This is a genomic window from Promicromonospora sp. MS192 (genome assembly GCF_049532985.1).
GTDB lineage: Bacteria > Actinomycetota > Actinomycetes > Actinomycetales > Cellulomonadaceae > Promicromonospora.
In genome coordinates, this window is record NZ_CP186693.1 from 3,145,951 (window position 1) to 3,159,598 (window position 13,648).

Below are 13,648 nucleotides of genomic sequence, written 5' to 3' on the forward strand. Positions count from 1 at the left end.
TCGGTCAACGTTCCTCCGCAGGTCAGTTCGTGGCAGCGAGATAGGCGCTGGCTCGCTCATCGAGGATAGCGGCGTCCGCGCTGGTGACCTTGTAGACGGCGAGCGCGGAGCGCATCTCCACGATGGTCTGGCGGGCCCGTGCCGACTGCACGCCGTCCATCGCGTCGAGAGCCAGGTTCCATGTCTCTACTGCTTGCTCAAGCTCGCCGCGTCTGGCCTGCACGTCCCCGAGATACCCCAGCGTGACCGCATGCGTCCGCTTGAACGTGGCAGCCTTCCGGGTCTCGACCGAGTGAACCAGTTGCTGTTCCGCCCCGGCGAGGTCTCCGATGTCCCGCAAGGTGTTGCCGGTCTCGTGCGCCAGGGACGCTTCCCCGAAGAAGAACACTCGCGCAGGCTCGTCCCCGCCTGGCATCGCGGCCGAGAGGTCGCGCTCGGCCCGGAGCAGTGCGGATGACGCGGCACTCCCCTGGCCGGTCGCGGCCAGTGCCCGGGCATGCACCACTCCAAGCAGAGCGCGTTCGCGGGGTGCGGCTGCCTTGTACCGGTCCCCCTCGACCGACGCCGCTGCGAGTTCTTGGGCCTGCGTTGGATGGCCGAGATCGATCGCCTGGTGTGCCATCGCACGAAGTGTGTGCGCTGCCATCGCGGGGTCGGCGGCCTCAGCCGCGAGCTTGACCGACGAGGTAAACAATCCCTGGGCGACGCCGTGCTCGCCGTTGTCGAACGCCATCCAGCCGGCGACATAGGCCAGTTCAGAAGCGGCAGAGAACATCTCGCCTCTGAGGGCGTCGTTCGCGAACGATCCGTTCAGAAGACGGTGGACGTCGTCGGTCAGGTACTGCATGGCGGCTGCCCGTGCGTGCCCGCCGCCGTGCCGCTGGTCCATCCGAGAGAAGAACGCGACCGACTCACGGACGGCTTCGAGATCGCCACGTCCGACCGAGCGCACACCACGTGCAGCACGCTCGGTTGATCGGCGGACCATCTCGGTCCACCACGACTCACTGGGTAGTGCGGTGGCGACGGTCGAGTAGGCCGCCAGACCGAGCAGGCCCCGTCGGGTGAGGTCCACGTACTTGCTCCCCAGGTCGGCCAGCCCGGCAAGCGTATCCAGATCCCACGTGGACGAATGACCAACTTCTCGCGCCGCGCTCCCCCGCTTGGTCGGGTAGAACCCGATCTCGATGTCCGTTGACGCGCCGAGGACGGCGCGAAGACCGTCGCGGAACTGCTGCCCGGGCCAGCGCGACTGACCGCGCTCGTACCGAGCGATCGCGTGAGCATCGAGAGCGATGCGCTGCCCGGTCGAGGCCCAGACGTGCGCGTTCACGGCTTCTGCCAGCTCCGCGCGGGACATCGGTTCGCCGGGGCGCAGGCGCGATGGAAGGGCTTCGCGCCGCTCGCGAAGCAACTCGTTGGCCATCCCCTCGCCCCTCCCCACCAGCGGGCCGCCCAGGCAGGCGTTCTCCAGATTGTCCCGTTGATTGCCCTGCCCTGGCGAGTGAATCGCAACAAGAGTAGCGAGCAGACGCATCCCAACGACCGATCCCAGACGGCCCGGCAAACTCGGAGAGTCCCGTGAACCACAGAGCAGCAGCGACGCGGCGCCTTGAATCGCCTACTACACCGCACAGCACGACAAGTCGTCAGATGCGACGCCTCCCGGGCATCAACGACGGTCTCGCGGCGGCATCGCAGTTCCTCGATCTCGTCGGGCCTGACCGCATCGAACTGGTGACCGTGACAGCCAACCGGGTCAGTCTCCTGCCGGCCGACCTGAAGGAGGGCGAGCAAATTGCCCGCACGCTCGGGCTGACCGTGCCGTTGGATCACCGGATGTTCGTGCCTGGGAACACGGTATGGACCGGAGAGCGCGATGACCTGGAGGTCCAGGTCCGTTCGGTGCTGCGTCAGGTGGTGACTCGGTGAGCGCCGCGACGGTCACGGACACCCGCTCGCTCGTAGCACTCGACATCGACGGGACTTTGGTGGACGACGGCCGGGTCCCGCCTGGAACGGTCGACACCTTGGACCTGGCCCGTGCCGCCGGTCACCAGATCGTGCTCGCCACAGGGCGGTCCCTGGTCGGCCTCTTGCCGATCGCTACCCGTCTGGGGCTGGTCGACGGATGGGGCGTCTGTTCGAACGGTGCCCTGACCGTGCGGTTGGACCGGTCGGCGCCTTCGGGATATGACGTCGTGGAGGGCCGGACCTTCGACCCGGCGAAGGTCATCCAGGTTGCTCTGGACCTCGCCCCCGGAGTGCGGGTCGCGGTCGAGGAGGTCGGGTGGGGCTGGAGGACGAGCCAGCCGTTCGAGCCGGGAGAGCTCAACGGGCAGCAGAAACTCGTCACATTGGATGACCTGACCGCACGGCCTGCCACCCGGATCGTTCTCGCCGCGCCAAAGATCCGGCGCTACACCGACGCGCTGCACGCGACCGGGGTCACGGTAACCCCCATGGGACCGGACTGGGCCGATATCGCGGGCCGAGGCGTGAACAAGGCGGTCGCGCTGGATGGTGTCCGCCAGCACCTGCGCATCCCTCCCGAGCGGACGGTCGCTGTCGGGGACGGCGTCAACGACCTGCCGATGTTGGCCTGGGCCGGGCGTTCCGTGGCGATGGGTCACGCGCCGACGATCGTGCGCAGCGCCGCCGACGAGACCACCGGCACGATCACCGATGGTGGTGTGCTGCCGGTGCTGGCCTCCCTCGTCCCCGCCGTGGACAGTTCTCTGTCTCCGTTGGCCGCGCAGATCGCCACAGCCGAGGCCACCGCGCCGGGGCCGGTGGTGCTGCGAGTGTGGCACGGCGCCGGAACTGAACTCTCCCGGTGTGAGGCCTGGACTCTCAAGGACGGGCGCTGGACCCGGCATGCACCGATCCCGTCCGGCGTCGGCACCACCATGCGCGCGATCGAGGCCGCCTCACTGGAAGCCGGGCTGCCCTACCCCCGTGGGGACGAGGGCCGTCGCCGGGCGCAGTGGCGCAGCGTGACCGGTGATGGACCGGCCGGGTTCGAACTTCCCCTGAGTGACGTGTAGCCAGTCCGCGCTTTCTGAACTTGCGACCGTCCTTGTCCCGGACCGGTCGTGAGCCGCCCCCAGACGGCGGATCCCAGGCTGAGGCTCCCGCCCCCGGGAGCCTCAGCCGCCCTCAAGCGAGCACTCCGCACACCAGAAGTGGCGCCGCACGTGAGCCGTCGTGGCGGCGCACCGAAGCCCCGACCAAAGGAGAGACGCATGAACCAGACCGCGGACCTGACCGCACGCACCCCGGGCCCCGACAGCCGGGCGACACCGCGGCCCGCCGACGAATGTGCGCCGTCACCGGTTCCCGACCGGGGCCCTCGCGGGGGCCCGTGCTCTTCCGGGAGACCCCTCCGCTCTGATGAGTGTCGGTGACCCCGGCTAGCGTGGGCTCAACGCTGCAGATCACCAAGGGAGCACCATGTTCGACCGGAACGTCGACTACCCCACAGCCGTAGCTAGCTATGACGACAACGGCGTGAACGCCGCGATGAACTGGTGCATCGAACACCGCCAGGACGGCGACACGATCTCGGTGTGGACGTCGCTGAAGTCCAGTCTCGCCAAGAGCGCCAAACTCGATCGGTTCGTCCAGCGCTACCGCAACGTCGAGCACATTACCGGCCGCGGCGGCGGGACACCGACCGGCCGCGGGCCCGTGCTCATGGCCTGGCCAGATATGGACGACATCGGCAAGCTGGTCCAGCACGGTTACGGTATTACCGCGCTGTGCGTGATCACCTGGGTCCCCGACCGAGTCCGCCCATGGGTCACCGTCACGAACCCGCAGATCCTCGGAGACGGCTCGGACTGGCAGCGCCGGTCCCCCGGGATCGACCCGGTCGTGCTGGAAGCGTTGAAAGGGCTGACCGTCACGGTGAACCACAACAACACGATCGCGGCCGGCTACGAGAAGGACCACGTTGTCAGCGCCCTACTGGCACTGCACGACGCCGGGCTGCCCATGGACGCCGACACGATGCAGGGCTGGGCTCTCGCCCACGGCTGGTCCGGCGAGAACCCCACACACCTGGCCAAGTACGTCCGCGACATCAACACAGGCAAGCGCCCAAGCGCCTCCCGAGTGCTACGCCCGGACTACGTCCAGATCCTGCGCGACCGGATCACGTCCGGCGACGCCGACTGACTCCGTCAACGTCGCTGCTCGGACCAACGCGAGGAAAATTCCGCCTTCATCCGGAGCCGAACCCCCGCTCCCACCCGCGCACGTGTGACGCTCTGCCAGTCCAAGCCGAGTACCTCCATCACGACGGCATCGAGGTCAGCAAGAGCGTGTCAGGGACTGATGAAAGCCACCGCCGCGCGGTAACGCCTCAACGATCGGGGAGAGCGCCGATGACACTCCGTACGACCTATGGCAATCACTCGGCGGACGAAACTCCCGACTGGCTCAAGTCGCTGGCGTCCTCACTCGATCGTCACTACGGGGCCACCAGCGTGCTGCCGCTGACGGTCGTCGTGGACGAGATCGCCACGTGGGTCGACCTGGCAAGCGGAGCAGACGCATGGAAGCCAGCACCGAACCGCAACTCGTTCCGACTCGATCTCGACCAGTCCACCGGCGCTCTGGGCTCATCGGTCCGTGCGGCTGTCGCCGTGCCACTGGCCCGGTTCACCGCTGCGTTCACGCGCCTGATCACCGGCCCGAAGAGCGTCCTCGCCCAGCCGCCAGGTACGCGCACCGACGCGGCGTGGGCGGACACCGCCGCGACTGCCCGAGAACTCCTCACCACGATCGACTCGGACGAAGCAACCGCAGCAAGCTGGGACGACCTGGTCGCCACAGCACGCGACCGGTCCCTGATGGGCAGGCAGCACCGGCCGATCGCCGATCTGCTCTTCGACCAGCTACGACGCCGCGGCCAGGACGCGGACAGCCTGTTCAGCACCCTTGCCTCGCTCATCGGCCTCGGTCCGGTGTCCGAGGACGACCCGTTCATCCACGTCGACGTACCGGCCGACGACCGGCTCGCTCAAGCACGCGCCATGGTGAGTGCTCCCGCTCCGGTCGAGCCAGTCGTCGTGTGGCTCGGCTACCGGGGAGGTCGCCCGGCTCCGCGACTCGACGCCGGACGGGTCACGTTCATGGACGCGCACTGGACCGTCCCGAACGCCGGGCCCGATGGCCAAGACTTCGAGCACAAGGCCGAGCTGTGGCAACTCGTGCAGCACGGCTTCGACTTCCAGGCCCGCGACAAGGACGGCCAGAGGTGGGATGTGGACTTTCTGGTGCGCGTGGATCTGGGCGAGACCACCGTGCCGAACACCGCGGCCAGGGCCGCGAACATCGTCGACACGATCCTGAGCGTCGCGATCCACAACCACGGCGGGATCCGCCCGCTCCTCACGCAGCACGCCGTCCTGCGCTCCGGCCGTCGCGTCTCGTCGGGCTTCACGGTCAACCCGGATGCGACGGGATTCACCGATGACACCTACGGGGCACGCATAACCCTCGACGCGGTGCACCACCACGGCCCGCGAATCGCGGACGCGCTCAGCCGCGAAGAGCTCCCCCGGTTCCTCGCCGCCGCGATCGAGGCCCAGGCCACTGCCGATCATCCCTTCAGCCGCGACATGGCAATGCAGCCCCCGTCCGATGCAGACATCAGGAGCGTGGTGGCGCTCGCCGACCGGGTCGTCCAGCACGTCGCCGCTTACGCTGCGATCGGACCCGACGAGGCATTCGAGCTGCTGGGGCAGCGCTGGCCCCACGCCCGATGGCTATCCGATCTCGACCTGGCCGTCCACCTGTGCACCTTCGGTGGCAGTGACCGGCAAGGGAGCCTGCTCGGCGCCTGGTACTCGGTTGGCCTTTCCCAGCCCCGGCCCCTGTTTATCGCCGGCCACGCTCAGGATCTGCTCTCTGTGTGCCAGATCGAGTCCGAACGCCCGTGGATCGCCCGGATGCTGCGAAGCGTGAGCGACGCCGCCGTCTACGGCGAGCTCATCAAGGAGTACAGCGCAGACGGCGCTGTCCTCGAGGCCCGGCGACGACGAGTGCGCAATGGACTCGTGCATGGCAACCCGACCAACTTCGAGATCGTCAAGTCTGTACGTGAGTACGCGACCTTCCTCAGTAGCGGCGCGCTCCGGCTCGGCATCGAGGCCTACCTCCAGCAAGCCGAAGCACGCGCCTTTATCGCATGGCGGTCCCCGGACGTCATCGCGATGCAGTCCGGCCAGGACGCCGCCGCCTACTGGCGGCAGTGGCTTGCCACGCAGCCGTCGTCCTGAACCGCGGCGACAAAACCCGAGGCCGCGGCGTTAAGAACCCGGTCGGAACTCTCCCGGGTCGACACTGTGATGCGAAGCCGCTCCGGATCAATGTCAGGAAACCAGCGGACCGCAATACCAGAGTCCCAAAAGAAGCGCTTCCAGTCAGCCGCTGCACCCGCCCGGGGCCGCGCGAACACAAAATTACCCTCCGAACGTCCGGGATCCCAGCCAATGGCCGAAAGAGAAGACTCGAGGTAACGCCGCTCCACACGGACATGCTCGACCAACCGCGTCAGGTACTCCGAGTCAGCCAGAGCAGCCTCAGCAGCAGCAAGGGCTACCGAACTAACAGGATAGGGAAGTTGTGCACGCTGCACCTCTTTGACGATCTCTGGCGATGCGACCATGTATCCAACTCGGAGACCAGCTAGCGCATAGGCCTTCGAGAAAGACCGAACTACAACCCACCGAGGATGCCCCGACAACAGAGGAATCACAGACTCGCCGGCGAATGGAGCGTACGCTTCGTCGACCACGACGATGGCGCCCCCATCAGGGAGGAGTCTCTCCAGTTCTCTCGGTGGAACCCATTCTCCCGTTGGACTATTGGGATTAACGATACAGATCAAGCTCGCCTGCAACCCGGAGGACACGCTCACGTCGGGCCAAGCGGTCGTAATCACGGGTGCGCCATAGTGAAGACAAAGGTCTCCCAACACCCCATAGGTTGGATCAGTGAGCAAAACGAGCTGATCGGGCCCGGAAAACGTACGAAATACTGCATCCAGTATCCCATCCCCGCCGGCTCCTACAAGAATGCAAGAAGGATCCACATCATGATGCCGAGCAAGGGCCTCGCGCAATGAGATTGCCGTAGGATCCGGGTACTCCCGAAGGCCACGCACAGCCGATAACAGCGCGGCCTGAACACCCGGAGCCGGATCAAATGGCGACTCGTTGACATGAAGTGACAACATGTCACGAGGCACCAGCTCCCCAGGCACATAGCCACTCTTATGGTGAGACAGTTTCACTAGCGACTCCCTTCTATGATCCGATCCGCTTCAGCTTCTCGAACGAGACGGCTACAGAAACGAGCTCGTCCCATACCAGGCAAACGGATGATCCAGATGCAAGCAGATCAATCCGTCGACTAGACGCGGGGGAATCCCCCGTCGGCGGCACTCGTCTACGAAGATCCCGTCACTATGCGCGAATCGAGAGACCTCCTCCCTATAGGGGGTCTCAAGAAGCACTCTCCTGGACACAATCTGAGAATAGCCCCAGGGATATCGCTGCGGATCGCGACCAGTCGCGCTATTCAGGAGCGCAGAGAAGTCACGCACAGGGTCAAGGGAACCCCCAAGTAGCGCGTCCGTCGCGGAACGACCAAGGTGACGCCGTTCCGCGAAATTGAGGAACTCCTCATCCCCGTCGCCGTGCAACACATCCAGCACCGTTCGTACCGCACCAGTAGGAAACAGGCAGTCCGAATCCGCGAGCCAGACGACGTGTCCCCTGCTCATCTCCACAGCACGGTTGATGAGAACAGGCTTATCCGGCGGGCCATCAATCGACAGCTCGCGCAACCTAACCTCAGGAAAACTCGCAGCGAATGACGCAAGCATTTCTGACGTCCCATCAGGATTACCCGGGTTCACCACGATTATCTCGTAGCTACCAGTCGGCGCATCCTGACGAACCCACGAATTCAATGCCACTCGCAGACGTTGACCAAACCGATGGCAAGCGATTACCACCGACAGTTCACAGGGTTCATCGAATGTCGAAATCTCGATCTCTGAGAACTCGACGTGCGCTACGCCAAGTGTCCGGAGTGCAATCCCAGCCAAACCATCGGCCATTGGCAAGTCCGGCGCACCCGTCCAGCCAGTAGAGATTCGGCCGTCCACTAGGAATACGACCTTCTTCCCACGCTCGCTGATCTCAACCGTCAGCCTCCGCGGCCATTCTCTTTTGTCGAGCGGAACGAGATAATCACGCCCCCCACCAAGGCTAAAGCCGGCAGCAATCGCGGCGCCAGCGACAAGCGCACTCAACCTAACCTCTCGGCCGGCGAGAACTAGCTCCTGGACCGTCGCAGGCAAAAGAATAGATCGCCAGTCAGCACCAGGATTGCGCACCGTCAGCCCGACTCGGCCTGCGGCGAACTCCCAGTCCGCCTGCCCTTCCAACTCTCTCCATGCCTCGCCGCCTGCGCCGACGCTGCTGGTCACAGGATCCGAACGGCCGGGAATACTCTTAGTGGGTTGTGTCATTCGCTTCTTCCTCCATTATTGACGACGGTGTCGAGCGCGCACTCTCGTAATTGCTCCGGACTATGTCCGAAAGTCCATAGAGTCCGGCAAGGGAGCCAAGCTCACCTGCTGCAATACGCCGGGGAGGCCGGTCGCCCCGCGCGCACAGTGACATGCAGCGGTTCACGAGAACCGGATTAGATCCCACCCCACCCGTGAGCACAATCACATCGGGGTCGGCTACAGATGCGAGCATCGAGACGACCGAGGCAAGTATGCCCGAGGCGTGCACCAGAACTGCCGATCCCAGTGGGTCATTCGCGGCAAGGTCAAACAGTTCACGCAAATTTGTATCAGCGCCCGCTGTAGTCTTTGGATAACTATTACGACGGGACCGAGCCAGATTCTCGAGGGCGGGCCCGGCGAGGAGGCTGTGCAACTGATGCGTACCCTCTGCCAGAAGCGTCGTGGCGGGGTGAGAGAACGGCATGTAGCCGATTTCTCCGACCGACCCTGAACTACCGCTAAGTATTCTCCCATCCACGCAGAGCGCCGCGCCAACGCCGGTACCAACGACAACAAGTGCCGCATTCCTCGATCCCGCCGCTGCACCCGCTCGGATCTCGCCCCGAAGAGCTGAATTCGCGTCATTCTCCAAGTAGATGCGGCAGCCAAGTTCCTCGCCAAGCACAGAGGCCAGGGGAAAGCCCTCGAGATTCCCGATGTTGTCACACCTACCAATCGCCAGTGTGCTCGGATCGACTGCGGCCGGAAGAGAAACTCCGACACCCATGAGCGCCTTTACCCGAATGTCGTGCGCGGCCGAAACCCCCCGTGCTTCGCGGACGATGAGGTTCACAATCTCCTCTGGCGTGTCAGGTGTATCCCATCGAGCCGACGACACTAGTGAACCGGCGTTGCTAAAGAGGCCCATCTTTGTTACGGTTCCGCCCACTTCACATGCGACGTGATACTGATGCCGACCATTGTCCGGTGCCATCAGCGCAGAGCCGTCTCTCCGTGAGACGAGCGAGCCGACGGATTACCCTTGGCATTCGAGTTGAGAAGTGACTCGACAGCGTCGAGCACAACCGCGCGTCCACGCGGTTTCAGACCAGTCATGAAGGCACTTTGTGCGCGTACCTGACGATCGAGCAGATCATCATCGACCAACCATCCCTGAATTCTCCGCGTGACATCCTCCTGGACCGACGAGTCTCTCTCGAACAATCGGGCACGGTCTAGGAACTCGTCAACCTTTTCACGACGCGTCTTCGTTGCCCAGTCGAAACGGGGATAGTAGTCGTCGTAACTAATTGACGCATTTGCTGCCCCCGCTTCCCTGAGTGACTGGACCTGCAGATGGTGCGTTACGTTCAAAGGGGGCAAGAATATTGCGGGCACTCGATTGGCGAACGCCTCAAGCGTCGACTCCAGCCCGCCCGCCAGCAAAGCCACCCGCGATTCGGCAAGCATCTGGACGAATACATGGTGTGGTAGCGATCGGAACTGGAACTTCGAGCCACCGTATACTTGGTCAAGCTCCTCCATAATGTGTGAAGCCCCGGTAACGATTAGTTCGTCGAATCCCTCGAACTCAACTTCATGCAGGAGTCTGGTAACAACGGTCGGGTAATCATGGTTCTTTCCCGCTTCATACCAGCCTGGCGCGTCCATGCCACCAAAACAGATGAGCGCACGATTTTGGACGATCTCAAAGTCTCGGTTTCGACCTCGCGATTCGACGAGGGGACCGATCGACAGGAGATTCTCTATAGATTTGCCGTAACGCTGCATATTCTGAGCGTCAGGGAGCACGTCCTGCTTCACATATAGGTCCGCAGCGAGTACTTCCTTAGGCAGATCGTCCCACCAGTAGAACAGGCTGTCGATCCAGACACTGGGCACTCCCACTGTCTTTGCCGCACGGACTGTTCCCTTGTCCATGCAACTGATCACCAGATCGGCACTGGATGCAAGGTCCAGCAACAGAGGTGCTGGATCCTCGAGTTCCGTGTCTATCTCGTGCACAGCCTGAAAGATGGACGACTGGCTCGCAAGATCATACGAGGTTCCGTAACCTACAAATGTCAGGTCGTGCCCGAGGGCATTGAGCTCACTTGCGATTGTCAGCAATTTCCCGGCGGGCCCGTAGGCAAAGTTCTCGGCCGAACAGAGTATGTGCGCCAAATCCCCTCCGCAAGTTTTTGTCCACATCGACAGCAAACCACCAACACCAGTCCGGAACGCGGTCGGCTGAAGGCTAGAGACTACGTGTCGGCCAGATCATTGTTCGCCACATATGCGCCACGGGACTGTTGTCAAACCCCAATCCCTCCTCGGGTGTATTGAAGTGGCGGCCGATGATGTCGGCGAAATCCTCATACTCGACCTCTACGTCAGGATCAAACGAGTAGAGGTCGTTCAGGGTTATTAGCCGGGCTGACATGTACCAACGGTGCCGCCTGGCTCGCGCATACTCCTCCTGGAGGTACCCCGGAGGAGTATAATCCTCGCCAAATAGGCGCTTGTAGCTGTCAGGGTACTCATATCCGACCGACTCGTCTGGAAAGAACCTCAAAGCTTGATGCGCACGAATAGCCCATGACACCTCCTCGTCTACGTAGGGCTCAACGAGTTGTGCACCCCAGTAGCCGTGGTCACCCCTAATGAATCCAGCCATTCCAATGTCATGCAGGAGGCATGCCAGGACAATTTTCTCATCGTGACCATTGAGCCGCGCCAGCCTCGCGCTCTGAAGCATGTGGACCTTCGTCGGTGAGAATCTCTTCTCAAAGAAGTCCTGCAGTGTCGGTCGCTCGGGCATCCGTTCGAGCCGCGGGTCGTCCCCTGGCACGATAAGTTCGTTAGGGGAGTTTCGCGGATCCTCCTTCGTCGGATCAGTAACCCCCGAGCGAAACACCACAGACTTACGAATCCGACGCTCAAACTCTTCGAATTCGATGTCCTCGAGTTCATCGGCGAGCTCATCTGCGCGCACTGGCGGTCCGTCGCCACGGATGGCCCTCCATTCAGCGCGAGCAGCTCTCTCGATCAAGGCATCCTCGGCCGCGAGTACGCCATCGTCGGTTACGTCATCAGTGCTCATCGGAGTCGCCCTCCCATGTCGCGTCCGTGTGCTCTGGTCCCGACAGCGGCGTCGGTGGCCCTACCATAGTGCTCTTATCGGACAGGATCAACGTTGTATCGCGCCGCGGTGCCGCCTACCCTTGGGCGGGGAGGTTCATGATGCTGGTGGTAGGTACCTATGGGGTAGGGATGATCATTGACGCGATCCTTCGCCTGGCCGTGGCCACAGGCAGATCAAGCCCATACCCGTCTATGGGCTGAACGCGACGCGCCCTCTAGGCGGGTCAGATGCCAACCTACCGGACGCGGCGCCTCTGCCGCGGACCGTTACGGCTCCCGTTCCCCGACGGTCGGGGCCACTCAATGCGAGTCACGTCCGAGTCCACGTAACCGCGCGGGCCGTCAGACCATGGAGGTAGAGATGGGCGTAGGAGCGAGCCTCGTGCTTGGTGGAGCCGGCTTCGTTGGAAGCCATCTAGTGGACGCTCTCCTCGCATCAGGCGAGCACGTGACCGCGGTCGACAACCTCTCGACCGGCTCAATGGATAACTTAGCTCTGGCGCGGAACGAGAATACGTTTCGGTTCATTGCGGGTGACATTTGTGAAGACCTCAATCTCCCGACTGACATAGGAACTATATACAACCTCGCCTCGCCGGCGTCGCCATCGGCATACATGAGCCGTCCAGTCGACACACTTCGCGCTGGGTCCATAGGGGTACTCAAGACACTCGAACTAGCTCGGCAAATCGGGGCCACCTACTTCTACGCCTCGACGTCGGAGGTCTATGGAGATCCGGAAGTCTCTCCCCAACACGAAGATTACTGGGGCAACGTCAATCCCATAGGACCGCGTAGCGTCTACGATGAAGCAAAACGATTTGGCGAAGCGGCCGTATCCACATATACACGTGTGCATGGCGTCCACGGCCGGATTGGACGTCTTTTCAACACCTACGGACCACGAATGGGAGCCAATGATGGGCGACTGGTTCCCAACCTGATCACTCAAATGTTGTCTAGCGAGCCGATGACCATCTACGGTACAGGGTCTCAGACTAGATCCCTGTGCTATGTCGACGACACTGTAGAGGCTATTCGCATAGTGGCCGCGTCTCCCTTGAGCTCGCCAGTAAACATAGGGTCGTCTGACGAACGAACGGTGACCGAAATTGCCACCGTAATTGCGCGACTGGGCGGCCTGCCAAATGCCGTTCTCGCGCATCTGCCGGTCCTCGATGACGATCCTCAGCAGAGGCGGCCAGACCTGACAAAGATCAGTCGGATCTCTAATTGGAGCCCCAAGGTTGGCCTCGAGGATGGTCTCCTTCGCACAATCGACTGGTTCTCGAGAACTTGTCGATAACGCCGCAGGGGCCAGTCCGCCAAGCCCGACAGACGTGCCGAGGACGTGGCAATGCGGGGATGTCCAGACATCATGTACGGGTCTGCCGGTGATGCTCCTATGCTTTTCGGCTACTTGCTGCGCTGTCGACGCGTCTTCCAAGACCTTCTGTGGTCCATATCGCCGCAAAGCGAAATTGGCCGATACTTAACGACTTGCGCCGCACAGTCACGGTGGGCTGGTTTTCGAAGCCCTGTAATAGCCTCGGGGGGTGTGTCAGCAGTGCCGTGCTGCTCACCAACCTTTGCTCGCACTTGTAACCGTCCCGCCAGCCCGAGTCCCCTCGGCCGGTGCAGGGCGGGTCATGGCGGGTCATAGCCTCAGGTTGCATGGCGCTACGCTGGCGCGGGAGCCGCTAGTTGTTGGCCTGCAACCGAGTCGCCATTCGCCGAATCGTGGCAACATACCGGCGATCACACCGACCGATCACCGCCGCTACACTGGCCTTCAGGGCGATCAAGAACAATCCACAAGATCGGGGACAGTCGGCACCACTGAGCGGGAGTGCCGGCAAGTGCATCGCAGTGGGTAGAGCGATAGACGATGCTGCCCCTAGCGAGGCCATCGTCACCCGCTCGCGCACTGTTCGCACTACTGCCCTCCCAACGCAGGATCGTCAAGTACCA

At 62.9% G+C, this 13,648-nt stretch carries 11 protein-coding genes; 5 read left to right on the plus strand and 6 right to left on the minus strand.

Annotated elements, in window-relative coordinates; translation table 11 throughout:
• Positions 1–22 precede the first annotated feature (22 nt).
• Positions 23–1,426, minus strand: coding sequence for a hypothetical protein (locus tag ACO229_RS14160; protein WP_423461851.1), 1,404 nt, complete (start codon positions 1,424–1,426; stop codon positions 23–25).
• 227 nt (positions 1,427–1,653) lie between these two features.
• Here ACO229_RS14160 and ACO229_RS14165 point away from each other — a divergent pair, with 227 nt between their 5' ends.
• The 4 genes from ACO229_RS14165 to ACO229_RS14180 all read left to right on the plus strand — a co-directional run bounded on the left by ACO229_RS14165 (position 1,654) and on the right by ACO229_RS14180 (position 6,287).
• Positions 1,654–1,932 (plus strand): hypothetical protein, encoded by a 279-nt coding sequence (locus tag ACO229_RS14165; RefSeq protein ID WP_423461852.1) that lies wholly within the window; start codon positions 1,654–1,656, stop codon positions 1,930–1,932.
• Positions 1,929–3,047 (plus strand): HAD family hydrolase, encoded by a 1,119-nt coding sequence (locus ACO229_RS14170; RefSeq protein WP_423461853.1) that lies wholly within the window; start codon positions 1,929–1,931, stop codon positions 3,045–3,047. The genes ACO229_RS14165 and ACO229_RS14170 overlap by 4 nt, the downstream gene beginning before the upstream one ends.
• A 406-nt stretch (positions 3,048–3,453) precedes the next feature.
• Positions 3,454–4,179 carry a hypothetical protein gene (locus ACO229_RS14175; protein WP_423461854.1) on the plus strand — a complete coding sequence of 242 codons (726 nt, stop codon included), beginning with the start codon at positions 3,454–3,456 and terminating at the stop codon, positions 4,177–4,179.
• Between the two features lie 209 nt (positions 4,180–4,388).
• On the plus strand, positions 4,389–6,287 hold the full coding sequence (locus ACO229_RS14180; protein WP_423461855.1) for a hypothetical protein: 1,899 nt from the start codon (positions 4,389–4,391) through the stop codon (positions 6,285–6,287).
• Here the strand turns inward: ACO229_RS14180 and ACO229_RS14185 are convergent.
• From ACO229_RS14185 to ACO229_RS14205, 5 genes are all read right to left on the minus strand, one after another.
• Positions 6,248–7,246: a pyridoxal phosphate-dependent aminotransferase gene (locus tag ACO229_RS14185; RefSeq protein WP_423465305.1), complete on the minus strand. Its 999-nt coding sequence runs from the start codon at positions 7,244–7,246 to the stop codon at positions 6,248–6,250. The two genes, ACO229_RS14180 and ACO229_RS14185, sit on opposite strands and share 40 nt — an antisense overlap.
• Positions 7,247–7,354: 108 nt before the next feature.
• Complete coding sequence (locus ACO229_RS14190; RefSeq protein WP_423461856.1) at positions 7,355–8,548, minus strand: glycosyltransferase family 2 protein; 1,194 nt, start codon at positions 8,546–8,548, stop codon at positions 7,355–7,357.
• Entirely contained in the window at positions 8,532–9,527 is a 996-nt protein-coding gene (locus ACO229_RS14195; RefSeq protein ID WP_423461857.1) for an ROK family protein, read from the minus strand. The genes ACO229_RS14190 and ACO229_RS14195 overlap by 17 nt, the downstream gene beginning before the upstream one ends.
• Entirely contained in the window at positions 9,527–10,717 is a 1,191-nt protein-coding gene (locus ACO229_RS14200; RefSeq protein WP_423461858.1) for a hypothetical protein, read from the minus strand. The genes ACO229_RS14195 and ACO229_RS14200 overlap by 1 nt, the downstream gene beginning before the upstream one ends.
• 73 nt (positions 10,718–10,790) lie before the next feature.
• Positions 10,791–11,636: an HD domain-containing protein gene (locus tag ACO229_RS14205; RefSeq protein WP_423461859.1), complete on the minus strand. Its 846-nt coding sequence runs from the start codon at positions 11,634–11,636 to the stop codon at positions 10,791–10,793.
• Positions 11,637–12,038: 402 nt separating this feature from the next.
• On the opposite strand from ACO229_RS14205, the gene ACO229_RS14210 reads away from it, so the two are divergent.
• On the plus strand, positions 12,039–12,983 hold the full coding sequence (locus ACO229_RS14210; protein WP_423465306.1) for an NAD-dependent epimerase/dehydratase family protein: 945 nt from the start codon (positions 12,039–12,041) through the stop codon (positions 12,981–12,983).
• Positions 12,984–13,648: the final 665 nt, after the last annotated feature.

Excerpts from the sequence above, each read along its gene's own strand:
- ACO229_RS14195 (WP_423461857.1), bottom strand. The coding sequence starts at position 9,527 with ATGGCACCGGACAATGGTCGGCATCAGTATCACGTCGCATGTGAAGTG.
- ACO229_RS14180 (WP_423461855.1), top strand. The coding sequence starts at position 4,389 with ATGACACTCCGTACGACCTATGGCAATCACTCGGCGGACGAAACTCCC.
- ACO229_RS14205 (WP_423461859.1), bottom strand. The coding sequence starts at position 11,636 with ATGAGCACTGATGACGTAACCGACGATGGCGTACTCGCGGCCGAGGAT.
- ACO229_RS14175 (WP_423461854.1), top strand. The coding sequence starts at position 3,454 with ATGTTCGACCGGAACGTCGACTACCCCACAGCCGTAGCTAGCTATGAC.
- ACO229_RS14165 (WP_423461852.1), top strand. The coding sequence starts at position 1,654 with ATGCGACGCCTCCCGGGCATCAACGACGGTCTCGCGGCGGCATCGCAG.
- ACO229_RS14160 (WP_423461851.1), bottom strand. The coding sequence starts at position 1,426 with ATGGCCAACGAGTTGCTTCGCGAGCGGCGCGAAGCCCTTCCATCGCGC.
- ACO229_RS14185 (WP_423465305.1), bottom strand. The coding sequence starts at position 7,246 with ATGTTGTCACTTCATGTCAACGAGTCGCCATTTGATCCGGCTCCGGGT.
- ACO229_RS14210 (WP_423465306.1), top strand. The coding sequence starts at position 12,039 with ATGGGCGTAGGAGCGAGCCTCGTGCTTGGTGGAGCCGGCTTCGTTGGA.
- ACO229_RS14190 (WP_423461856.1), bottom strand. The coding sequence starts at position 8,548 with ATGACACAACCCACTAAGAGTATTCCCGGCCGTTCGGATCCTGTGACC.